Raw genomic sequence first — 23598 nt, 5'->3', positions numbered from 1 at the left:
CACCCGCCCCGGCCCGCTCCACGGACAGCCCTCCGTCCTGCCCGCCCACTCCACCGGAAAGACGCCCGCGATGACCCCGTCCCAGGAACCCGAGGCGCACGAGCCCATCAGCCCGGCAGAGGCCGACACCGGCAGCCTGCTCCCGACCGGGCCCTCCCTGACCCTCGTCTCCCGTCGCGGCCCCCGGCACGCGGTCGTCGCCGTGACCGGCCCCCTCGACTACCACACCACGCCCCAGTTGCTCGGGCACCTGACCACCAAGGAGATGCAGGAGGTTCCCCTGCTGCTCCTCGACCTGGATCAGGTCGACTTCTGCGACTCCAGCGCGCTCGGTGCCTTCGTCGCCCTCCACCGCGGCCGCATCGAGGCGGGGCACGGATTCGGGCTGACCGGGTTGCAGCCGGAGGTCCTGCGCATTCTGGAGCTCACGCGTCTGACGACCGTGCTGCCGCTGTACGCCACGGTCGACGAGGCCCTGTCGGCCTGACGCACCCACGGGGGACTCCACCGCCGGGGCAGGGCGGCGGGACACCGTGTGCAAGCCGCCGAGGGCTGGGTACCTGCGTTCGGTGGCTCGTCGACGACGGGTGTCCGAGCGGTTGCGCGTGGGCGCGGTGGGGAGAACGAAGTGGGGTTGCGCGAGATGCGGGGCGCACGGACGGTGCGGGGATGTGCCCGGATCCTGGCGGGCCGCTACCGTCTGGACGCGCCGATCGGATCAGGCGGCGCGGCGGACGTGCACCGCGGGTTCGACCTGCGGCTGCGCAGGCCGGTCGCCGTGAAGATCTTCCGCGCCGGTACGGGCTTCGACTCGGAGGACGCCCTGCGCAGCGAGGCCGTGATCCTGGCCCGGTTGCAGCATCCGGGGCTGGTCACCGCCTTCGACGCCGGACACCACGACGGGGAGGCCTTCCTCGTCATGCAGCTGATCGACGGACCCACCCTGAAATCGCGCATCGCCCAGGGTCCGTTGCCCTGCGAGGCCCTGGCCGGACTCGGCGCGGCCCTGGCCGACGCCCTGGCCCACGCCCACGAGGCGGGCATCGTCCACCGGGACGTCAAGCCGTCCAACATCCTGCTGGACTCCTCGGGCCGCCCCCACCTGACGGACTTCGGCATCTCCCGGCTGCTGGACGCGACCACCCGCACCGCCACCGGCACCCTGACCGGAACGGCGGCCTATCTCGCGCCCGAACAGGTCCTGGGCCGGCGCGTCGCACAGCCCGCCGACATCTACGCCCTCGGCCTGGTCCTCCTCGAATGCCTCACCGCCCGGCTCGAGTACGACGGCGGCCCCCTCGAAGCTGCCATCGCGCGCCTGCACCGCCCGCCCGCCGTGCCGGACTTCCTGCCCGACGGCTTCGCGGACCTCCTGCGGCGCATGACGAGTCTGGAGGAGCACGACCGGCCCACCGCGGGCGACTGCGCCCAGGCACTGACCCGTCTCGCCGGAACGGGCACATCGAGCCCTGCCGGATCCGCTCCGCAGCGCGCGCTGAGCGTCGTGCCGCCCACGGTCGCCGATCGGGCGGACAGCACGCACCGGAGCCTGCCCCTGGCGGTGGCGGGTCCCGCCACGGCTGCCCCTGCCACGGCTGTCCCTGCCGCGGCTGCCCCTGCTTCGGCCGAGACGGGTCTGCGGCCCGTCTCCAGGCGCGCCCGGTTGCGAACCGGCGGTGCCGCGGCGGCACTTGCCGCCGTGGTCGCCGCCGGCCTGGTGGTCACGGACGGTTTCTCGCACCACGACGCCGCGGGCGAAACGGCCCCGTCGGCCACGGACCGGGACGACCCGTCACGGACTCCGGACTCCGCGGCGCACCGGGCGGACACACCCTCGGCGTCGGCGACCCCGCCCTCGGCCGGTCCTTCCGCCCCGAGCCCCCCGGCGCGTGACTCCGCCGCGACGCGCGTCGCCCACGTGTCCTCGTCCGGCTCGCGACCGGCCGACCGGCCCGCCCCGACGTCCGGCACTCCTCAGCGGGTCGGGGCCGAGAAGGCCACCGAGCCAGGGGTCGAGAAGGCCACCGAGGGAAAGGCCAAGTCACGGCAAGGGCCGCCGGCCCACGCCCGACAGCACCAGAAGGGCAAGAAGCCGGCCCGTGCCAGGTGAAGTGTGAGGGGGCGCGGGGTGGGGATCAGCCGGTGCCGACGGAGAGCACCAACTTCCCCCGGGTGCGCCCTTCGCGGCTGAGCCGCCACGCCTCGGCGGCGTCCGCGAGCGGGAGGACCCGGGCGACCGGGACGGTCAGGCGGCCCTCACCGGCCAGTCGGCCGAGCTCGGCCAGTTGCGCGGAATCGGGGCGTACCCAGACGTAGTGGCCCCCGCGGGCGGTGACGGCGGGGTCGACGATCGACGCCAGACGGCCCGGATCGGCGAGCAGGCCGAGGGACACCTCGACGGCGTCCCCGCCGACGAAGTCCAGGGCCGCGTCGACGCCCTCGGGCGCCAGGGCCGCCACCCGCTCGGCCAGGCCCTCCCCGTGCGTCACCGGCTCCACGCCCAGACCGCGCAGGAACGCGTGGTTGTGCTCCCCGGCCGTCCCGATGACCCGTGCTCCGCGGGCCACGGCCAACTGTGCGCCGAGCACCCCCACCCCACCCGCCGCCGCGTGCACCAGGACGGTCCAGCCGTCGCGCACTCCGACGCGGTCCAGGGACTGCAGGGCCGTCAGCCCCGCCAGCGGCATCCCGGCCGCCTCCTCCCAGGAGAGCGAGGCCGGCTTCCGGGCGAGCATGCGGACGTGGGCCGAGACCTCCTCGGCGTAGGCGCCGAGTTGTGCGGTGTCCTTGCGGATGTAGCCGAAGACCTCGTCCCCTTCGGCGAACTCGCTCACATCGAAGCCGACCTGTTCCACGACGCCGGCCACGTCCCAGCCCGGGATCAGGGGAAAACGGGTCTCGATCAGCGAGTCCAGGGCGCCCTCGGCGAGCTTCCAGTCCACCGGGTTCACCCCGGCGGCCCTCACCCGGATGAGAACCTCACCGGGCGCGACCCTGGGCCGGGGCTGCTCCGTCAGTGCGAGTTCGTCGCCGTACTGCGTGAGTGTGATGGCCTTCATAGGACGAGAGCATACATGCGTGCGCGGTTTGCCGGTGATAGCAAATAATGCGCCTGCATGTGGTTCCGTGATCCGGAGATGCGGCCGCCTCGGCCTGCCGCGATCGTGGAGGCGTCGGAGCACCGCCCTCGGAACGCGACGGGAAAGTGAACGTGGACAAGTCGCAGCTCAGCCAGATGATCGCTCGACGTGCCGGAGACGCCCCGGGCGTCGGGCGGCTCGACACGGACGACATCAGTCGGGTCCTCGATCTGCTGTTCGGTACGGTCGAGCAGGCGGGTGCCATCGCCGAGACGCTCAAGGCGCAGGAGACCGTCACCCTGGGGAGCTTCGGCAGCTTCCGGGTGGACGACGGCGTGGCCACGTTCCGGCCGGGCACCGCCCTCACCGAGTACCTGCAGGGCCGGACCCGGTGACCAGCGCACAGGACGCGTGGGCGCGAGGGCGAGCACCACGGCCATGGGGCGCCTGACGCTCCACGCCACCGGACGGGCCTCTCCCGAGGTGGTCTGGGAGCGTTACGCGTGTCTCGACCGATGGCCCGCCTGGTCACCCCAGATCAAAGCGGTGCACTGCCCCGAGCGCCGGCTCACCGCCGGTTCGAGCGGCACCGTCGAGTCGGTGGCGGGTCTCCGCGCCGTGTTCGGGATCGAGACGGTCGACCGGGAAGGCCGGCGCTGGTCCTGGCGCGTGCGCCTCGGGCCGGTCGTGCTCCGACTGCGGCACGACGTCCGGGCGCATCCCCGCGGCAGCACCACGACCCTCGCCATGGACGGCCCACGCCTCGCCCTGCTGGCCTACGCCCCCCTGGCGCGACTCGCCCTGCACCGGCTCGTCCGGCCCTGACGCCCATACCGCCCGGACCGCCATGACCCGGACGGCTGCCGCACACGCGAGCAGGGGTTCGTTCGGCGCATCCGGGTACCCGGCGCCGGGATCACAGGGCCCCATCCCCCCGTGGCCGCACCGGTCGCGGCCGGTAGAAAGCAGAGGAACCGTAGCGATGAGCCAGCCCAACCCCATCAAGCGGGCGACGGACAAGGTCACCGAAGCCCTTCAGGGTCTCGGCGCGGGACCGGAGGAGGGGGTCCCCGGCAAGCCGGCCCCGGAGTCCCCGACCGTCGCGGAACCGACGGAGCCGCGCGAGCCGCTGCCGCCCAAGCACGACCAGAGCGGACCCGACACGATGTCACCCACCGGTCAGGCGACCGGTGCGGCCCAGGCCCGCATGGCCCAGTCGGGCGCCTATCTGACGGACGCACAGGGCACGCGTCTCTACGACACCGACCACTCGCTCAAGGCCGGCCCGCGCGGGCCGGTGCTGCTGCAGGACCACCACCTGCGCGAGAAGGTCATGCACTTCGACCACGAACGCATCCCGGAGCGTGTCGTGCACGCCCGCGGTGCGGCAGCACACGGCGTCTTCAAGAGCTACGGGACCGCGTCCGCCGTGACGAAGGCGGCTTTCCTCGCCCCGGGGGCGGAGACGCCGGTGTTCGTGCGCTTCTCCACCGTCCTCGGGTCACGCGGTTCCGCCGACACGGTGCGGGACACGCGCGGCTTCGCCACCAAGTTCTACACCGAGGAAGGCGTCTTCGACCTGGTCGGGAACAACATCCCGGTCTTCTTCGTGCAGGACGCCATCAAGTTCCCGGACATCATCCACGCGGGCAAACCGCACCCGGACCGCGAGATCCCGCAGGCGCAGAGCGCACACGACACCTTCTGGGACTTCGTCACCCTGCACACCGAGGCCACACACCACACGCTGTGGAACATGTCCGACCGGGGCATCCCGCGCTCGTACCGGATGATGGAGGGCTTCGGGGTCCACACCTTCCGCCTCGTGGCGGCCGACGGGTCCACGACGCTGGTGAAGTTCCACTGGAAGCCGAAGCTCGGTGTGCACTCCCTCGTGTGGGAGGAGGCCCAGATCGCGGGCGGCGTCGACCCCGACTTCCACCGCCGGGACCTCGCCGACGCCATCGAGGCCGGTGCCTATCCGGAGTGGGAATTGGGCATCCAGACCTTCCCCGACACCCCGGACCAGACCTTCGAGGGCATCGACCTCCTGGACGCGACCAACCTCGTGCCCGAGGAACTCGCCCCCGTCCAGCCGATCGGGCTGCTGACCCTCAACCGCAACCCGTCGAACTACTTCGCCGAGACCGAGCAGGTGGCCTTCCACGTCGGTCACCTGGTGCCCGGCATCGACGTCACCGACGACCCGCTGCTCGCCGGACGGCTGTTCTCCTACCTGGACACCCAGATCACCCGGCTGGCCGGTCCGAACTTCGCGCAGATCCCCATCAACCGGCCGCACTCGCCCGTCAACGACATGCTGCGGGACGGCTACCACCAGGACGCGGTGCACCGGGGCGTGGCTCCCTACCGGCCCAACTCCCTGGACGGCGGCTGCCCGTTCCTGGCGGGGGCGGACACGGGGGCGTACATCGAGACACCGGTGCGGGTGCCCGAGGCCACGAAGGTCCGGGAGGCTCCGGAGTCGTTCTCCGACCACTTCAGCCAGCCGCGCCGCTTCTGGCTGAGCATGAGCGAGGTCGAGCGGGAACACATCATCGGCGCCTACACCTTCGAGCTGGGCAAGTGCTACGAGCAGGCCGTCAAGGAACGGGCGCTGCACGTGCTGGCCCGCATCGACTCCGACCTGTGCGCCCGGGTCGCCGAGGGCCTCGGCCTGCCCGCGCCGGAGGCTACCGAGCCGCCGGCCGACGTCGAGCCGAGCCCCGCTCTCTCCCAGGTGGGGCAGACCTGGCCCACCGACGGCCGGCTCATCGGCATCATCGCGGCTCCGGACGGTGACCTGGACGGCGTACGAGCGGTGCGCGAGGCGGTGCTCGGCGCCGGAATGGTGCCGCTGGTCGTCGCCCCCACGGGCGGCAAGCTGGGCACCGGCGACGACGCGGTCACGGTGCAGCGGACGTTCGCGACCGCCCGGTCGATCGAGTTCGACGCGCTGCTCGTGGCCGGCTCGCCCGCGCCGGGCGGCGACGCCCACGGTGCCCGCGACGCCAAGGCACTGCCCGCCGGTACGCCCGGGGCCGTCGACCCGCGGGTCGGCCTGCTGCTGGCTGAGGCGTTCCGCCACGGCAAGGCGATCGGCGCCTGGGCGGGGGGCGACGCGGCGCTGACCGCGGTCGGCATCCCGACGGACGGGCCGGGCGTGGTGCTGGGCAGCGACGGCACGTCGGTGCTGGAGCAGCTGCGGGAACTGATGGCCTCGCACCGTGTGTGGGAGCGCTTCGTCACGTCGGTCTGACACCTGGGCCTCGCCGCCTTCGACGACACGCGGCGAGGCCTCCCGCGCGGACGCTGCGAGCCGATGCGATCCGGGTCGGTCCGACCCGCACATCCCTCGGCTCGCAGCGCCGCCGTGGGGATGGTCAGCCGACCGCGTCCAGCAGGTGCGCACCGTTGTTGCGGACGTTGTTCACCGCCGTGGAGACCGGCCGCGCCCGCAGGTTCCCGTCCGCGGGCTGCGTGAGCAGGGCGCGGAGGTCCTCGGTGTCCTGGTGGCCGGGGTCGAGCCAGGCGTCATAGTGCTCCGGGTCGAGGGCGAGAGGCATGCGGGGATGCACCCGGCCGGCCGCATCGGTGGCCTCGGTGGTGATGATCGTGCAGGTCAGAAGCCAGGCGTGCGGATCGTCGTCGTCCTTGACCTCGGGATTGCGCCAGTATTCGTACAGGCCCGCCATGGCCATCACCTGTCCGTCGGCGGGGTGGATGAAGTACGGCTGCTTGCGCGTCCTGCCCGTCGCCTCGTCCTTCACCTGCTCCCACTCGAAGAAGCCGTCGGCGGGCAGCAGGCAGCGCCGCTTGGCGAAGGCGCGCCGGTAGGCCGGCTTCTCGTGCACGCTCTCGACCCGGGCGTTGATCATCCGGGCTCCCACCTTCGGGTCCTTCGCCCAGGACGGGACGAGACCCCACTTGAGTGCCCGCAGCTCCCGCCGGACCTCCTCCGTCCCGTCCCGCGAGGCACGCTCGAGCACCGCGTGGACCCGGTCGGTCGGCGCGACGTTCCAGCTCGGCGCCAAGGTCTCCTCGGGACGCCAGTCGGTGACGCCGAACAGCTTGGTCAGGTCTTCGGGTGCACGGGTGGAGGAATAGCGGCCACACATACCGCCACTGTGCCACGACGCCGCCGCCCGGGGTGCGGATACCGCCGCAGTGGCGGCCGCCGGCAAGGGTCGGGCGACGACCGACCGCACATCCGCCCGTTCGGCGGGCACAATCGTCCGCGTGGAACCAGACCAGTCACCGGAGCGCACCCCGGACGGGCACTTCGTCCTCATCAAGGGCCGGAAATGGCGGGCCACCGACCCGGCCGTCCCCGAGGAGATCGCCGCACGGCTTCGCCGTCACCTCATGGCGGCCCGCCGCGCGGTGCGCTCGGCCACGAGTGCCGCCGACGCGCACGCCGAGCGGACCGCGCGCGCACGCGTCCACCAGGCGAAGACCGCGCTGGGTGAACGGGGCACCCCCTGGTGGGACCAGAGCCCGGACGAGCGCCGACGACGCTGGGAACAGGGCCTGGCGCGCCTGGACGACGGGACACGCGACGACGGGGCGCAGGACTGAGCGGCCGGCGCCCCCGACGTCCCCGTCCTCAGATGCCCATGGAGGCGATCTCGATGGGGGAGCGGTAGGAGGCGGCGGCGGTGACCACGCAGGCCCGGTACGTGCGGTTGGCGTACACCGCTCGGAAGTAATCGCGCAGGTTCTGCCAGTAGCCGACCAGGTAGCCGAGCCCGGGGACGAAGCCGGGCGGGCGCGGGACGAGGGCGAACGCCTCGCTGCACCGGAGGATCTCGCCGGTGGCGGTGGACAGGATGTCCGCCACCTCGGCGTTCATGTTCCAGCCGGCCGCGAGCTCCGGGCTCCAGATCGCACCGGCCACGGCCCGCAGCTTCTCCTGCTCCTCGGGGGTGGGGTCGCCCAGCGTGCCGGGTGCCACGGCCACCGGCGCGTGTGCCGGTGGGGCGGGAGGCGCTGCCACGGCCGGTCCGGCGACGGCCGTCACGAGACCCGAGGCCAGTAACGCCACCGCGGCCGCGGCATGCCGGTGCCCGATGCTTCTCCTGCTGGTCTCCACTGTGTCCGCCTCCCGTCGGGTGACCACCCGCGACCGCGGGGGCGGTCCGAAGATCGCATGCGGGTACAAGGCGGTCAACGGCGACAACTGGCCATGACGATAGGGCAGTTGAGCAGTCGCGGTGACCGGGAGGCAACAGAAACTCCGCTGCGTCGGCAGCGAAGGTCTGGGAGCATGCACCGTTGTGGAGATCGACAACGCCCTCGTCGTCCGCCGTGCCGTCGGCCCCGACGCCGCCGCGGTGGCCGAGGTATGGCTGCGTTCCTACGCGTCGGCGCTCCCGAGTGTGCACCGGGCGCATACGGATGACCAGGTCCGGGTGTGGATCCGGGACGTGCTGATACCCGGCGGGCACACCTGGGTGGCGACCGTGGCGGGCACGGTGGTCGGCATGATGGTGCTGGACGGCGAGGAGCTGGAGCAGTTGTACCTCGATCCGGCGTGGCAGGGCCGGGGCATCGGAGGCCACCTCGTGCACCTCGCCAAGCAGCTCCGTCCGTCCGGGCTCGCGCTGTGGACGTTCCAGGTCAACGCCTCGGCACGCCGCTTCTACGAGCGGCACGGCTTCGTCGCCACCGAACGGACCGACGGACGCGGCAACGAGGAACGGGAGCCGGACGTCCGGTACGTGTGGCGTCCCGGCGGCTGAGAGATCCGACGCGGACGCCGGAAAAACCGATGGGCCCCTGTCCGTGGCGCAGGTACTCTGCCGCGGTGGATATGACAGGACAGCCCCTCTTTTGTGACGTCGACCTCGCTGCGCGCATCGAGCGGGCCGAAGTGGAACTCATCTCGAGCGGAAGCGCGGCCGCACATCGCCGTCGGGGAGGGGGATCGGGGTTCCTGAAGCCGGTCATGGGAGGCGTGGCGTCCTTCGCCGAGGACGATTCGCCGCTCAACAAGGTCGCCGGGCTGGGGTTCGGCGGCACACCGGACGACGGTCTGCTCGACGAGATCGAGCGTGCCTTCGCCGAGCGAGGGGCCTCCGTACAGGTCGAGTTGGCGCACCTGGGCGATCCGCACATCGCCGCCCGGCTGACGGAACGCGGCTACCGGCTCACGTCCTTCGAGAACGTCCTCGGGCTCTCCCTGTCCAGTGAGCACCCTCGGTTCGAACCCGAGGGAATCACCGTCAGGACCAGTGGCGACGAGGAGTTCGAGCAGTGGCTCGACGTCATCGCGGACGGTTTCGCGCACCCGGACACACAAGGAGTCGCCTCGCACGAGGAGTTCCCGCGCGAGGTGATCGCCGCAGCCGTGCGTGACCTCGTGAGCGCGGCCGGGGTGAGGCGGTACAGCGCGGTGTGCGAAGGCACCGTGGTGGGCGGGGCAAGCGTCCGTATGACCCATGGGATCGCCCAGTTGACGGGTGCGGCCACCGCCCCCTCCCACCGGCGCAGGGGTGTCCAGACCGCGCTGCTGGCGGCCCGGCTCGCGGATGCCGCCGCAGCGGGCTGCGACCTCGCCGTCGTCACGACCCAGCCCGGCTCGAAGTCACAGCAGAATGTGCAGCGGCAGGGGTTCCACCTGCTCTACACCCGTGCCGTCCTGGTGAAGCAGACCGGCGTCACGGACCGGCTCTGAGGGCCTGAGGGCCTGAGGGACAGAAGTCAGCGGGCTACGGCGGGCCTCCGGGACCCGGGCCGCTTCTACCACGCGAGGTGTGCGGCGGTGCGCGCCCGCTCCCACATGCCGGGAATCAGCGCGGCCGGACGCTGCTGCTCGCCGTGCAGGGCGTTCAGCACCACCAGGCACCCGGTCAGGGCCGGGACGGCCCACTGCGCGCAGGCCAGGTGCCGACGCGCCTTGTCGAGGTCGATCGGGTGCTTCCCGGCCTTCTCGATGTCGCCGGGGTCGGAGGAGGACGCCAGCTCGACCTTCTTCCCCATGACCCGGGCGTAGGCGGTCGCGGCCAGGGCCGCGGCGGTGACCACCGTCTTGGCCGTCGTCGAGGCGGTCACACCCTGCTGGGTGGCGACCCGGCTCGCATTGGCGGCGAGCAGTCCGCCGCCGCCGAACAGGTGGGCTCCGATCGCGGCGGCGTTGACCGGCGTCCACTTCGCCCACCCGGCCGAGGAGATCCGGTCGCGGGCCGCCTCGGTGCCGCCTTCGTCCCGGGCCGCTCCGTTGAGGCCGACCGCCCCCATCAACGAGCCTCCGAACCAGGCCGCCAGGCCGAGATCGTGCAGGCTGCGGATGACGGTGTTGCGTTCCGACATGACAGGGCTCCTCGTTCCGGCGGTCACAGGGGGTGGCCGGGCAGACCGCGGCCACCCGCCCACCTTCGCCCGGCCGGGGGTGCCCCGCCAGCACCGGCGGGCCAGTCGGGTGCCTGCGTCGGACACCCCGCGGGGCACGCCGTGCGAGGGCCGGTCAGAGCCCCTGGTGCGCCTACGACGAGCAGGTCACCGGGCAGGCTGCCGGGCAGGTCACCGGGCGGGTGCTGCGCTTCCTCGACCGCGTCGGGTGGAGATCGACGCGGGGGGCCGCAGGGCGCACGGTCGTGCACACGTCTTATCTGTCCGTCGCCGCGTAGTAGCGGTGACACGTGCGCAGCATGCCCTGCGCCGACAAGGTGAAGACGTCCACGAACTCCCTCTGCTGGGGTGCGAGCCGGCCCATCGCCACCACGCAGTTGCCGTCGGCCACGATGCGGGTGATCAGGTGCCGGGCGCCCGGAGGCCGCGGCCGCTCCAGTTCTGCCCCCAGGGTGCCGGCGTCCAGGAGCGAGCCGTAGCCGTCGACGTCCCCGGCGTCGAGGTAGTCGTACGCGAGGCGGACGTGGTCGACCCCGGAGTCGGTGATGACCCGGCTGGTGCCGGGGCGGCGGGGCGGCGGGATGCTCATGGCGGGGTCCTTTCCTTCGGCTGCTCCGCGTGAGGTCGGTGAGGGGCGGTGCCGTGCCCTCAGCCTCGGGGACACCCGCATCCCGCTGCTATCGCACCCCTATCACGGCCGATCGCGCCCCGGAAGGGCCGCGTCGGTGTGAACCGGATTCCGGTTCGGCGCCGCTGCGGCCTGCGGCGACTCGCTCGACGTCCGGGTGGGGCGGGCGATCAAATCCGGCCAACGACGGTTCATCGTCATGAAATCTCCACACCATGGACAACGCCTGAACGTTTCAGCAAGACTGTGCCCGCTCCACCATCTGTCCAGGTGCGGCTCCTGCTGGGAGACTCATGACCGTTTCGCCCGGCGGGGCTCCGAGCGCCCCCGAACCGGTGGCCTTCTGCATCCTCGGCCCGTTGACGGTCGTCGGCGCGGGCGGGCCCGTGCGGGTCCCGCCCGGACGGCAGGAGATCATCCTCGCGGCCCTGCTGCTGGAGGCGGACCGCGTCGTCAGCACCGACTACCTCGTCGACCTCATCTGGGACGACGAGCCGCCGGACACCGCCCGCACCCAGGTGCAGATCTGCGTGTCCCGCCTGCGCAAGCTCCTCACCAAGGCGGAGATCGCCGCGGCCATCACCACCCGGCCGCCCGGTTACGTCCTCAGGACCGGGGGCGAGTCGGTCGACGCGCTGCTCTTCGCCCGGCAGGTCGCCGACGCGCGCACCGCGGCACGGCAGGGCGATCCGCACACCGCCGCCGATCTGCTGCGCGCCGCCGACGAGTTGTGGCAGGGCCACTGCCTCAACGGCGTGCCGAGCGACACCCTGCGCAGCAAGGCGCTCCAGTTGGACGAAGAGCGGATGACCGCCGCCGAGACCCGTATCGACCTGGAGCTCGATCTCGGCCGCCACCACCATCTGGTCGCCGAGATACGCACGCTGGTGCACGTCCACCCGCTGCGCGAGCGGCTGCGCGGTCAGCTCATGCTCGCCCTGTACCGGTCCGGGCGGCAGGCCGAGGCGCTGGAGGCCTACCGCGCCGGGCGCGAACTCCTCGTCGAGGAACTGGGGCTGGAGCCGGGCAGCGAGTTGCGCGGTCTGGAGGCGGCCATCCTGGCGGGCGAGGTTCCGCCGGCGCCCGCCGGTCCCGCCGCCCGTGCCGACCAGGACCCGCACCGCGGCCGTACGGCGTACGCCGACAACGCTCCGGCCGCCGACGGGACGTCGCGCGGAGAGCCGACCGGAGGCAGCCCGGCCACGAGCACGAGCACGAGCACGAGCACGAGCACGAACACGGGTGCGGCGTTGCCTTCCGACCGGACCGCGGCGAGAGCGGGGGCCGGCGCCGACCCGGCCGGCACCGCCCCCGCGCCGGGCGGTGCCGGCCCACTTGTCTCCGCCACGGCGGGTGGCGCCCTCACCGGCGCTCCCGTACCGGCGGAGTGCGGCCCGGTCCTCCCCGCCATGCCCGGGCAACGGGCGGCAGGCGACGGCATCACCCCGGCCGCCTCCGGGGTGTCGTCCGGCACGATCTCGTCCGCGGTACAGCGAGCCGGAGCCCCGGGGGCCGGGGGAGCCGCGGCACCCGAGCTCATCACCCCGCCCGGCCTTCCCCGTACGGCCGCCGCGGCCAACGCCTTCGACGGGTCGACAGGGCGTCCCGCCCCCTCCTTCCCCGCACCCCCCGGCGACGAGATCCCGCGGCAACTTCCCGCCGACACCTCCGACTTCGTCGGCGACGAGCGGCAGGTCACCGCACTCCAGGCCACCCTCCTCGGTGACGGCCTGCGCCGCTCCGTCGGGCTGGCCGTCATCGTCGGCAAGCCGGGCACCGGCAAGTCCACCTTGGCCACGCACGTCGCCCACCTGCTCGCCCAGCACGCCTACCCGGACGGGCAGTTGTACTGCGACCTGCGCGGTACCACGGGTGCGCCCGCCGCGGCCAACGAGGTCCTCGGGCGGTTCCTGCGGGCGCTGGGCATTCCGGGGCCGGTCATCCCCGAGTCGCAGGACGAACGCGCGGAGATGTACCGCACGTTGCTGGCCTCGCGCCGGGTGCTGGTCGTGCTCGACGACGCCGTGTCCGAGAGCCAGGTGCGGCCGTTGCTGCCGGGCAGCAGCCACTGCGCGGTCCTGGTGACCAGCCGCCTGCGGCTCACCGGCCTGCCCGGGGCCGAACGCGTCGAACTGGACGTGATGGACACCGAGCGAGCGCTGGAACTGCTCGCCCGGGTCATCGGCGCGGACCGGGTCGGCCGGGAGAAGCCCGCGGCCGAGATGCTCATCCGTACCGTCGGTGGACTGCCGCTCGCCCTGCGGATCGTGGCGGCCCGGCTGGCGGCCCGCCCGCACTGGAGCCTGGCCTCGATGGTGCAGCGGCTGGCGAACGAACGGCACCGGCTCGACGAGCTGACGCACGGCGAGATGACCATGCGGGCCAGCCTCTCCCTCACCCACGACGGCCTCGCACCCGAGGACCGCCGACTGATGCGGCTGCTGAGCCTCGCGCAGGCCGCGACACTGCCGGGCTGGCTGGCCGGTGCCCTCCTGGACGACCACCGCCCCTACCCCTCGGACCTGCTCGAACCCCTCGTCGACGTGCAGATGCTGGACGTGGTGGGAGTCGAGTCGACCGGCGGGTTCCGCTACCGCTTCCACGAGATCATCCGGGTCTTCGCGCGGGAGCAACTCGACCTGCACGACGAACCCGCCGTGCAGGCGGCGGCCCTGGAGCGGATGATGGGCGGCTGGCTCTCCCTGGCCGAGCAGGCCCACCGCCGCATCTACGGCGGTGACTTCACCGTCCTGCACGGCACGGCGACCCGCTGGGTGCCGCCGGAGAACTGTGTCGACGACCTGCTCGTCAACCCGCTGGAGTGGCTGGACAGCGAACACGCCGGCCTGGTCCAGGCCGTCGAGCAGGCGGCGGCCGCCGGGATGGACGAGCTGTGCTGGGATCTGGCCGCCACGCTGGCCACCTTGTTCGAGGGCAAGGGGTACTTCGACGACTGGCAGCGGACGCACCAATTGGCGCTGGACTGCGCCCGCGCGGCCGGCAACACCCGCGGCACCGCCGCGCTGCTGAGTTCCCTGGGGGTCCTGCACCTCGGCCGCAGTCAGCACGAGGAGTCGCAAGGCGCACTGACCTCCGCACTGGACCTCTTCCAGGTGCTCGGCGATCGCCAGGGCCTCGCCCTGTGCCACCGCGACCTCGCCCTGCTGGCGCGGATGCGCGGGGACGACGACCGGGCCCTGACCCTGTACGACCGGGCCCTGAGGGACTTCGACCAGGCCGGTGACGTCGTGGGCCGGGCCATCGTGCTCACCCAGAGCGCCCACATCTGGATGCGGCGCGGCCAGATCGCGGGGGCCCAGGCCCGCCTCGACGAGGCCCTCGGCATCTACCGGTCCGTGGGCTACACGGGCGGGGAGGCGCGCACCCTGCGCCGCGCCGGACAGTTGCAGCAGGGGCAGGGCCGCCACGAGGACGCGGTGCGCACCTACACCGAGGTGCTGGAGCTGTGCCGGGACCACGGCGACGTCATCGGGGAGGGACACCTGCTGCGCGATCTCGGCCACGCCAACGCGGAGTTGGGGCGTGGTGAGGCGGCGCGGGGTTTCTACACCCAGGCGCTGACGGTGCGCGAGCAGATCATGGACCACGGCGGGGCGGCGCTGATCCGGCTGGACTTGGCGCGGCTGCTCACGGGCAGCGACGCGGCGGCGGACCGGGAGTGGTCGCGCGACCAGTTGAGGAAGGCGACGGCCGCGTTCCGTGAGCGGCGGATGACCGCGGAGCTGGCGGAGGCGGAGCGACTGCTCGACGCGACGGGGTCCGCTCGCGCGGCGGGACCCTCGGGAGAGAGCTTCTCGGCGATTGGGTGATCACCGGGCCGCTGTGATCGCGGCTACGGAGGTGGCGGCGTCCGAGCCACCGTGACGGGGTCCCTGCGGTGCCTGCGGTTGCTGCGATGGCTGTACTGCCTGTACTGACTGCGGGGCTGCGGTGATCAGGCGCAGCACCGGTTTCCGGGGCCGGGCCGACGCGGTCAGTCCCACGGGTTGGTGTCACCGGACGCGGTGGGCGACGGGGTGGTGGCCTGCGGCGTGGTCACGCCGGTCGTGCCGGCCGTTCCGGAGGTGGTGACGGCCGGGCCGTCGGCCTGTGCGATCTGCGCGCCGAGCAGCGTGGCTCCGGCGACGGCGACGGTGACGAGGGCGGCGCGGAGAGCAGGAGCGACAGTCATGATCGGTGTCCTTCCGGTAGGGCGTCCCCGGCTTCCCGGGGCGCTTCCTTCTTCGTGGGCACCACGCTAGGAACGACCGGAAACCCGGCACCGCCCCCGCCCTTATCGCCGCGCTATCACGCCCGGCTGTGTGGCGGGGACAGCCGGTGATAGCGGGGCGGCGGAGGGACGCCCGCCGCACGATGTCGGCGGGATAGTGCCCTGCGGACGATGGAGAACGGGAACCGGGCCGCGCCGTCCCGTCCCGTCATCGACCACCGTCCTCACCGGGAGCGTCACCATGGACCCCCTCGCCACCCGCGCCGCCCGAACCGCCGGCCCCGCCGCCACCGTGCCCGCCCGCCAGGTCGGGACTTTCGGCCGGCCGCACCTCGCCTCCGTCGCCCCCTCCGCGTCCTCCGCCCTCTCCACACCCGCCGGTCCAGCCGGAGACTTCACGTTCCCCGGGGCCGCCTCCGGCCCCGCGGCTGCCGCCGTCACTCCGGCTGCGCCTGCCTCGGGGACCACACAGATAGGTGCGCTGATCCGCGCGCACCGCCTGCGCATCGGGCTCACGCAGCGGGAACTCGCCGATCTGTCCACGATCAGCGTCCGGGCCATCCGGGACCTGGAGCAGGGCAAGGCGAGACGGCCCCGCTCCGGAACCGTCCAGCTGGTGGCGGACGCGCTGCGGCTCGGTCCGCGTGCCCGGGCCGCCCTGGAGGAGGCGGCCCAGCGGGGCCGGGGCATCGGACCGGGCCCGCAGGAGCCGACGGCGCCGCCGACCGCCCCGCACGCGATGGTGGCACGCGAAGGCGAAACACAGATACTGGCATCGGAGTTGGCGGAGTCGGGGACGGAACGGCTGGTCAACGTCGTCGGGCTGACCGGCGTCGGCAAGACCCGGCTGGCCCTGGCGGTGGCCGAACGACTGCACGGTGCGGGCCTGCCCGTGCTCTGGCACGCCTTCCCCGGCCACCGCGGCGAGTACCTGGCGCCCGGGGACACCACTCTCACCGCCACCCTCGCGGCCCTGGCGGCCGAGCTGTTCGCACCCCACGCCCCCGGCGACGGGACGCCGGCCGTCGCCGCACTGGCCGAACTGGTCGGTGAGGCACCGGTGTTGCTCGTGCTGGACGGCGCTCCGGCCTCACCCCCCGGAGCCGACCGGCTGACCGCGCTCCTGCGCGGTTGCCCGGGGCTGCGGCTGCTCGTGACGTCCGACGCGCCGTGGGGCGTGCCCGGTGAGCGCATCTTCCTGCTGTCCCCGCTGGACGTTCCGGGCGACGGCGCCGGGGCGAGCGGCTCCCCGGCCGTCCGGCTCTTCCTCGACCACGTGCGCCGGGCCCGGCCCGACCGCGCGGCCGGACCCGCGGACGTGGAACGGGCCACCGCCGTCTGCCGTCTGCTGGACGGCCATCCCGGGGCACTCCTCGCGGCCGCGTCCTGGCTGGTGGTGTACGACCTGGCGACCCTGCGCGGCTGCCTGGCCGCGGACCCCGCCGCACTGCTCGACCACCTCGACCCGACGGGCGGTGCGGGCGACTTCCGTACCCGACTGTGCGACCGTCTGGAGCGGTTGCAGGCCGGGCCCCGCGCCCTGCTGGACGCCCTGTGCACGCCGACGGCCACCGACGGCGGCGTCCCGGGCCGGGGTCATGAGCTGAGCGACCTCACCAGGCTCACCGGTCTGAGTCCCGCCGAGTGCGGCCGGTTCCTGCGCGAACTGCTGCTCAGTGGCACGGTGAGCGCGGCGTACCGGGACGGCGCCTCCCGCTTCCACGTCCTGGGCCTGGTCCGAGCCGTCCTCGCACAGCCTGCCGCGGCAACTGCCGCCGCCCACTGACCTGCTCCCGTACTGCCGGGCCAACTGCCGCTCCCGGGCGCCCGCCACGGCTTGTATGGCATCCGGCCGCCACGACGGTCCGGGCAGTCACCCCTCTCCAGCAGCCCCACGACTCCGAGGAGCACCCCCATGTCCCCGACCGCGTCGGAACAGGGCACCGCGTACGGGCCCTCCACTGTGCGGCTGCCCCTGTCGGCGGCGCAGCGTGACATCTGGATGGCGCACGGGCTCGACACCTCCGGCTGCCGCTACAACATCGGGGAGTACCGCGAACTCACCGGGCCGCTCGACACCGGCCTGCTGGCCTGCTGCTGGTACCGGCTCGCCTGCGAGGCCGACGCGCTGCGCATCCGAGGCGTCGGCTCCGGCGACGACGGCACACCGTGGCAGGAGATACAGGCCAAGCCGCTCGGACGCAGCCTGCGCATCGTCGACCTGAGCGACGAGGACGACCCGGTGGCGGCGGCCCGCGCCTGGATGGACGCCGAACTCGCCCGCCCCTTCGACCTGGCGCACGACTGGCTCACCCGCCACGCCCTGATCCGCGCCGGCCGCACTGACGCGGGGGAGGAGCGCTGGTTCTACTTCCACGCCTTCCACCACCTGGCCATCGACGGCATGGGCATCGCCCTGCTCGACGAGCGGCTGGTCGAGCTGTACGACCGTGCGGCCGCGGGACAACCGTGGGGGGAGACACCCTTCGGCAGCCTCGAGGAACTGCTCGCCGAGGACACGGCGTACCACGCCTCCCCGGAAGCCGCCGAGGATCGGGCGCACTGGGCCGCGCAGCTGGCCGGTGTCGAGCCCGTCCCCCGGCTCGCCGAGGGCCACACCGCGACCGTACGGCCCGGAGCGCTGCCGTTCACCCGGCGCACCGTCCTCCTCGGCGCCGAGCGGTCCGACCGGCTGAAGGAGGTCGCCCGCAGCCACCGGGCACCCTGGACGATGCTGGTCCTCGCCCTGGTCGCGGCCTACGTGCACCGGGTCGGCGGGGCCGACGCACCCGTGCTGGGGCTGCCGGTGACGAGCCGGCGCACCGAACTGGCCCGCCGCACCCCCGGCATGATGTCGAACGTCATCCCGCTGCGGGTGCCGGTACGCGCCGACGACTCGCTCACCGACCTGCTCACGACGGTCCGGGCACAGGCCCGCGAGGGCCTGAAGCACCAGCGGACCCGCTACGAGGACGTCTGCCGCGACCTGGGCCTCGGCGAAGCGGCCCGGCGGATCGCGTCCCCCCAGGTCAACATCATGGCGTTCGCGCCCGGCAAGCGCTTCTTCGGCCTGCCGACCGTCCAGCACAACCTCGGCAACGGCCCGGTGGAGGACCTGGCGGTCGGCGTGTACGACCTGGGGCCCGAACTCGGCCTGCGGATCGACTTCGACGCCTCACCCGAGGTCTGCGACATCGCGGCGGTGGCCGGACACCAGGACCGCTTCGTGAAGTTCGCGGAACGCCTCCTGACGGAGCCCGAACTCGCGCTGTCCCGGACGGAGGTCCTGGGCACCGGTGAACGGCAGAGGGTGCTGGGTGAGTGGGCCGGCCGGTCGGTGGGGTATGGCGGGGAGCCGGTGCTGACGGCCCGGTTCGAGGAGCGGGTGCGGTCGCGGCCGGATGCGGTGGCGGTCGTCTTCGGCGACGAGAGCCTTTCGTACGGGGAGTTGAACGCTCGGGCGAATCGGCTGGCCCGGCATCTGCGGGGGCTGGGGTTGGGGCGTGGTGATCTGGCGGGTGTGCTGCTGGATCGGGGTGTGGACTTCGCCGTGGCGGTGGTCGCGGTGGTGAAGGCGGGTGCGGGGTATGTGCTGCTGGATCCGGAGTTCCCGGACGAGCGGCTGCGCGGCACGGCCGAGGAAGCCGGACTGCGTGTCCTGATCACCGACTCCACGCACGACGGCCGGGTGGTCGGCAGTGGCCCGCCGGTGCTGGTCGATCGAGAGCGCGAGTCGATCGCCGCGCACGGCCGGGACGATCTCGATGTGGCCCTGGCGGGTGAGGACGCGGCGTGTGTGATGTTCACGTCGGGGTCGACGGGGCGTCCGAAGGGGATCGTGTCCTCGCACCGGAACCTGGTGTCGACGGTGACGGCGCAGTCGTATGCGGTGTTCGGTGCGGGTGAGGTGTTCCTGCAGTGCTCGCCGGTGTCGTGGGACGCCTTCAGCCTGGAGTTCTGGGGTGCGTTGCTGCACGGTGGTGCGACGGTTCTGCAGCCCGGTCAGCGGCCGGAGCCGGCGCTGGTGGCGGAGTTGGCCGTCCAACGTCGGGTGACGATGCTTCAGTTGTCGTCGAGCTTGTTCAACTATCTGGTCGATGAGCATCCGGACGCGTTCGCGTCGACCCGGATCGTGTTCACCGGGGGTGAGCCGGCCTCGCCCACGCACATCGCCCGTCTGCATCGGTCGCATCCGCGGGTGACGGTGACCAACGGCTATGGCCCGGCCGAGTCGATGGGCTTCACCACCACCCACACCGTGGAGCGTGGGTCCGGCATGGGGACGAGTGTCTCCATCGGCCGTCCGGTGACCAACAAGTTCGCCTATGTGCTGGACGAGGCTCTGCGTCCTGTTCCGCCGGGTGTGACGGGTGAGTTGTACCTGGCGGGTGAGGGTGTCGCGCACGGGTATCTGGCCCAGTCCGCCGTCACCGCGGCTCGTTTCGTGCCCAACCCCTTCGGTCCGGTGGGCAGTCGCTGCTACCGCACGGGTGACCGGGCCTACTGGGACGGCGAGGGGAAGCTGCACTACGCGGGCCGCAGTGACGGTCAGGTCAAGATCCGGGGGTTCCGGATCGAGCCGACCGAGATCGAGACCGTGCTGACCGGCCACCCCCACATCTCCCAGGCCGTGCTCCTGGCCACCGACCATCTCACCGCCTACGTGACGGCCACCCCGGGCGCTTCCGTCACACCCGCCGCCCTGCGCGCCTGGCTGCGCGAGCGGTTGCCCGAGCACATGGTTCCCGCCCACTTCGTCCTGCTGGAGCGGCTGCCGCTCACCCCCAACGGGAAGATCGACAAACGCGCACTGCCAGCGGTGGAAGCCCCGCTGACCTCCCACGGCCGGGCCCCCCGCACCGCACTCGAAGAGCTGGTACGCGACATGACCAGCGAGGTGCTCGGCTCGGCGGCACCGCTGTCGATCGACGACAGCTTCTTCGACCACGGCGGCCACTCCCTGCTCGCCGCCCGCCTCACCCACCGCATCGCCGCCACCTTCGGCGTGACGCTCACCCTGCGCGACGTCTTCCAGCACCCGACCCCCGCCGCTCTCGCCCGGCGGATCACGGAAGCCACCGGCCGCCCGGCGCTCCCCGCGCTCACGCCAGCGGCCGTGCGCCCCGAGCGGCTGCCCCTGTCCAGCGCGCAGCAACGGCTGTGGCTGGTGGCCGGACTGAACGGACCCGACACGGCCTACAACGTGCCCCTGGCCGTCCGGTTGAGTGGAGGCGAGGTGGACGCCGCAGCCCTACGAGCGGCAGTCGGCGACCTCGTGCGGCGGCACGCGCCGCTGCGGACCCGCTTCGCGACGGCGGAGGGACAGCCGTACCAGCTCATCACGCCGGCCGACGAAGCCGCGGACGGCGTCCATGTCCAGGTGCGTGAGGTGGCGCCGGACGAGGTCGAGGCCGAGCTGCACGCAGCGGCAGGGCACGCCTTCGACCTGACCACCGAGCACCCGCTGCGGGTGACACTCCTGCGTGAGGGTGACGACCGGGCCACCCTGCTCCTTCTGCTGCACCACATCGCCACCGACGGCCAGTCCCTGCGCCCCCTGTTCGCCGATCTGTCCGCCGCCTACACGGCCCGGGCGGCCGGCCGCGCCCCCGACTGGGAGCCCCTGCCCCTCGACTACGCCGACTACGCGCTGTGGCAACGCACGGCCCTCGACGACGAGTTGCTGGAAGAGCAACTGGCGTACTGGCGCACGGCGCTCGCCGACCTGCCCGACGAACTGCCTCTGGTGACGGACCGGCCACGGCCGGCGGTCGCCGGTCGGCGCGGCGACGCCCTGCTGGTGGACTTCGGCCGGGACCTCCACAAACGGGTCCTCGAACTGGCCCGTGCCGAGAGGTGCACCCCGTTCATGGTGCTCCAGGCCGCACTGGCCGCGACACTGACGCGGCTGGGCGCCGGAACGGACATCCCCCTCGGCTCCCCGGTCGCGGGCCGTCCCGACGAGGCGCTCACGAAAATGGTGGGCTTCTTCGTGAACACGGTGGTGCTGCGCACCGACACGTCGGGCGACCCGGAGTTCCGGGACCTGCTCGCTCGCGTGCGGACCGCCGACCTGGACGCCTTCACCCACCAGGACGCTCCGTTCGACCTCGTCCTGGAGGCGGTGAACCCGGCGCGCTCCCTGGCCCGGCACCCCCTGTTCCAGATCTGCCTGACGCTGGAGTCCGGCCCGCCCGTCCTCCCCGACCTCCCCGGGATCCAGGCCGCTCCCGCCCAGCCGCCGGCCACCGGCTCGGTCAAGTTCGACCTGGAGTTCCTGCTGACCGCCGACGACAGCACCGGCCTGTCGGGAACAGTGCTCTACAGCTCCGACCTCTACGACCGCTCGACCGTCGAACGGATGGTGGAGGCCCTGCGCCGCCTGCTGGAACACGCGGTGACCGCGCCGGGGACCCCTCTGTCCCACCTGGAGATCCTCGGCAGCGCGGAGCGCCGGCGGATGGTGGGGGAGTGGGCCGGCCGGTCGGTGGGGTATGGCGGGGAGCCGGTGCTGACGGCCCGGTTCGAGGAGCGGGTGCGGTCGCGGCCGGGTGCGGTGGCGGTCGTCTTCGGTGACGAGTGCCTTTCGTACGGGGAGTTGAACGCTCGGGCGAATCGGCTGGCCCGGCATCTGCGGGGGTTGGGGTTGGGGCGCGGTGATCTGGCGGGTGTGCTGCTGGATCGGGGTGTGGACTTCGCCGTGGCGGTGGTCGCGGTGGTGAAGGCGGGTGCGGGGTATGTGCTGCTGGATCCGGAGTTTCCGGACGAGCGGTTGCGCGGCACGGCCGAGGAAGCCGGACTGCGGGTCCTGATCACCGATGCGGGCCGGCAACGCCGCGGCATCGACGGTCCGTGGAGCGAGGTACTGGTCGACGAGGAACGAGCGGTCCTCGCCGCCCACGGCGGAGAAGACCTCCAACTCACCCTGGCGGGTGAGGACGCGGCGTGTGTGATGTTCACGTCGGGGTCGACGGGGCGTCCGAAGGGGATCGTGTCCTCGCACCGGAACCTTGTGTCGACGGTGACGGCGCAGTCGTATGCGGTGTTCGGTGCGGGTGAGGTGTTCCTGCAGTGCTCGCCGGTGTCGTGGGACGCCTTCAGCCTGGAGTTCTGGGGTGCGTTGCTGCACGGTGGTGCGACGGTTCTGCAGCCCGGTCAGCGGCCGGAGCCGGCGCTGGTGGCGGAGTTGGCGGTGCGGCATCGGGTGACGATGCTTCAGTTGTCGTCGAGCTTGTTCAACTATCTGGTCGATGAGCATCCGGAGGCGTTCGCGTCGGCGCGGATCGTGTTCACCGGGGGTGAGCCGGCCTCGCCCACGCACATCGCCCGTCTGCATCGGTCGCATCCGCGGGTGACGGTGACCAACGGCTATGGCCCGGCCGAGTCGATGGGCTTCACCACCACCCACACCGTGGAGCGTGGGTCCGGCATGGGGACGAGTGTCTCCATCGGCCGTCCGGTGGTCAACAAGTTCGCCTATGTGCTGGACGAGGCTCTGCGTCCTGTTCCGCCGGGTGTGACGGGGGAGTTGTATCTCGCCGGTGAGGGTGTCGCGCACGGGTATCTGGCCCAGCCCGCCGTCACCGCGGCCCGTTTCGTGCCCAACCCCTTCGGTCCGGTGGGCAGTCGCTGCTACCGCACGGGTGACCGGGCGTACTGGGACGGCGAGGGGAAGCTGCACTACGCGGGCCGCAGTGACGGTCAGGTCAAGATCCGGGGTTTCCGGATCGAGCCGACCGAGATCGAGACCGTGCTGACCGGCCACCCTCACATCTCCCAGGCCGTGCTCCTGGCCACCGACCACCTCACCGCCTACGTGGTGCCCACCACCGCCCCCGGCCCCGAACCGCAGGGGATCCGCCGCTGGCTGCGGGAACGGCTGCCCGACCACATGGTCCCGGCGTTCGTGGTCACCCTGGACCGGCTGCCCCTCACCCCCAACGGGAAGATCGACAAACGGGCGCTGCCCGCCGTCCAGGCACCTCGGACGGCCGGGGACGGGCGGGCCCCCCGTACCCCGCTCGAGTCGACCGTGCTCGGCCTCTTCACCGAAGTCCTGCCCGTCACCGAGACGTTGACAATCGACGACAGCTTCTTCGACCACGGCGGCCACTCCCTGCTCGCCGCCCGCCTCACCCACCGCATCGCCACCGCCCTCGGCGTCACGCTCACCCTGCGCGACGTCTTCCAGCACCCCACCCCGGCCGCCCTGGCCGAACACATCGAGTCCACGCCGGCGGCCGGCGCCGCTGCGCCCAAGCGGGTCCGGCCCACCCTCCGCCGCCGCACCGACGACCAGTAACGGAGCC

At 72.7% G+C, this 23598-nt stretch carries 17 protein-coding genes; 11 read left to right on the top strand and 6 right to left on the bottom strand.

All coding sequences use genetic code 11. The features are described from left to right. The first annotated feature begins 70 nt into the window (after window positions 1–70). Both ACH4C6_RS09600 and ACH4C6_RS09595 read left to right on the top strand, forming a co-directional pair. The gene (locus ACH4C6_RS09600) at window positions 71–487 is read left to right on the top strand and encodes an STAS domain-containing protein (protein ID WP_398107993.1); all 417 of its coding nucleotides are present in this window, start codon (window positions 71–73) and stop codon (window positions 485–487) included. Window positions 488–628: 141 nt separating this feature from the next. Beyond that, complete coding sequence (locus tag ACH4C6_RS09595) at window positions 629–2110, top strand: protein kinase (protein ID WP_398107992.1); 1482 nt, start codon at window positions 629–631, stop codon at window positions 2108–2110. 25 nt (window positions 2111–2135) lie between these two features. On the opposite strand, the gene ACH4C6_RS09590 is transcribed toward ACH4C6_RS09595, so the two are convergent. Beyond that, complete coding sequence (locus ACH4C6_RS09590) at window positions 2136–3059, bottom strand: NADP-dependent oxidoreductase (RefSeq protein WP_398107991.1); 924 nt, start codon at window positions 3057–3059, stop codon at window positions 2136–2138. A 152-nt stretch (window positions 3060–3211) separates the two neighbouring features. On the opposite strand from ACH4C6_RS09590, the gene ACH4C6_RS09585 reads away from it, so the two are divergent. From ACH4C6_RS09585 to ACH4C6_RS09575, 3 genes are all read left to right on the top strand, one after another. After that, window positions 3212–3475: an HU family DNA-binding protein gene (locus ACH4C6_RS09585; protein ID WP_398107990.1), complete on the top strand. Its 264-nt coding sequence runs from the start codon at window positions 3212–3214 to the stop codon at window positions 3473–3475. 43 nt (window positions 3476–3518) lie between these two features. Then, complete coding sequence (locus tag ACH4C6_RS09580) at window positions 3519–3905, top strand: SRPBCC family protein (RefSeq protein WP_398107989.1); 387 nt, start codon at window positions 3519–3521, stop codon at window positions 3903–3905. Between the two features lie 157 nt (window positions 3906–4062). Next, window positions 4063–6339: a catalase gene (locus tag ACH4C6_RS09575; protein ID WP_398107988.1), complete on the top strand. Its 2277-nt coding sequence runs from the start codon at window positions 4063–4065 to the stop codon at window positions 6337–6339. Between the two features lie 124 nt (window positions 6340–6463). Here the strand turns inward: ACH4C6_RS09575 and ACH4C6_RS09570 are convergent, their stop codons facing one another. Next, on the bottom strand, window positions 6464–7198 hold the full coding sequence (locus tag ACH4C6_RS09570) for an SOS response-associated peptidase (protein WP_398107987.1): 735 nt from the start codon (window positions 7196–7198) through the stop codon (window positions 6464–6466). A 121-nt stretch (window positions 7199–7319) separates the two neighbouring features. Between ACH4C6_RS09570 and ACH4C6_RS09565 the strand changes: the two genes are divergently transcribed. After that, window positions 7320–7658, top strand: a complete 339-nt coding sequence (locus tag ACH4C6_RS09565) for a hypothetical protein (RefSeq protein WP_398107986.1) — start codon at window positions 7320–7322, stop codon at window positions 7656–7658. A gap of 28 nt (window positions 7659–7686) precedes the next feature. Here ACH4C6_RS09565 and ACH4C6_RS09560 read toward each other — a convergent pair whose 3' ends face one another. Further along, complete coding sequence (locus tag ACH4C6_RS09560) at window positions 7687–8172, bottom strand: hypothetical protein (RefSeq protein WP_398107985.1); 486 nt, start codon at window positions 8170–8172, stop codon at window positions 7687–7689. 184 nt (window positions 8173–8356) lie between these two features. On the opposite strand from ACH4C6_RS09560, the gene ACH4C6_RS09555 reads away from it, so the two are divergent. Next, window positions 8357–8821, top strand: coding sequence for a GNAT family N-acetyltransferase (locus ACH4C6_RS09555; RefSeq protein ID WP_398107984.1), 465 nt, complete (start codon window positions 8357–8359; stop codon window positions 8819–8821). Between the two features lie 206 nt (window positions 8822–9027). Next, window positions 9028–9756 carry a GNAT family N-acetyltransferase gene (locus tag ACH4C6_RS09550; RefSeq protein ID WP_398107983.1) on the top strand — a complete coding sequence of 243 codons (729 nt, stop codon included), beginning with the start codon at window positions 9028–9030 and terminating at the stop codon, window positions 9754–9756. A gap of 65 nt (window positions 9757–9821) precedes the next feature. Here ACH4C6_RS09550 and ACH4C6_RS09545 read toward each other — a convergent pair whose 3' ends face one another. Together ACH4C6_RS09545 and ACH4C6_RS09540 are read right to left on the bottom strand one after the other, a co-directional pair. Next, window positions 9822–10391, bottom strand: a complete 570-nt coding sequence (locus ACH4C6_RS09545) for a hypothetical protein (protein ID WP_398107982.1) — start codon at window positions 10389–10391, stop codon at window positions 9822–9824. Between the two features lie 295 nt (window positions 10392–10686). Next, window positions 10687–11019 (bottom strand): nuclear transport factor 2 family protein, encoded by a 333-nt coding sequence (locus ACH4C6_RS09540; protein ID WP_398107981.1) that lies wholly within the window; start codon window positions 11017–11019, stop codon window positions 10687–10689. A 332-nt stretch (window positions 11020–11351) separates the two neighbouring features. Between ACH4C6_RS09540 and ACH4C6_RS09535 the strand changes: the two genes are divergently transcribed. Then, the gene (locus ACH4C6_RS09535; protein WP_398107980.1) at window positions 11352–14888 is read left to right on the top strand and encodes an AfsR/SARP family transcriptional regulator; all 3537 of its coding nucleotides are present in this window, start codon (window positions 11352–11354) and stop codon (window positions 14886–14888) included. Window positions 14889–15052: 164 nt separating this feature from the next. On the opposite strand, the gene ACH4C6_RS09530 is transcribed toward ACH4C6_RS09535, so the two are convergent. Then, the gene (locus ACH4C6_RS09530; protein ID WP_398107979.1) at window positions 15053–15250 is read right to left on the bottom strand and encodes a hypothetical protein; all 198 of its coding nucleotides are present in this window, start codon (window positions 15248–15250) and stop codon (window positions 15053–15055) included. A 280-nt stretch (window positions 15251–15530) separates the two neighbouring features. Between ACH4C6_RS09530 and ACH4C6_RS09525 the strand changes: the two genes are divergently transcribed. Together ACH4C6_RS09525 and ACH4C6_RS09520 are read left to right on the top strand one after the other, a co-directional pair. Then, the gene (locus ACH4C6_RS09525; RefSeq protein ID WP_398107978.1) at window positions 15531–17075 is read left to right on the top strand and encodes a helix-turn-helix domain-containing protein; all 1545 of its coding nucleotides are present in this window, start codon (window positions 15531–15533) and stop codon (window positions 17073–17075) included. A gap of 129 nt (window positions 17076–17204) precedes the next feature. After that, window positions 17205–23591: an amino acid adenylation domain-containing protein gene (locus ACH4C6_RS09520; RefSeq protein ID WP_398107977.1), complete on the top strand. Its 6387-nt coding sequence runs from the start codon at window positions 17205–17207 to the stop codon at window positions 23589–23591. Window positions 23592–23598 lie beyond the last annotated feature (7 nt).

Source organism: Streptomyces sp. NPDC017943, assembly GCF_044328425.1.
In the GTDB taxonomy this organism is placed as follows: domain Bacteria; phylum Actinomycetota; class Actinomycetes; order Streptomycetales; family Streptomycetaceae; genus Streptomyces; species Streptomyces djakartensis_A.
This window is presented reverse-complemented; position numbering and strand designations above follow the sequence as displayed.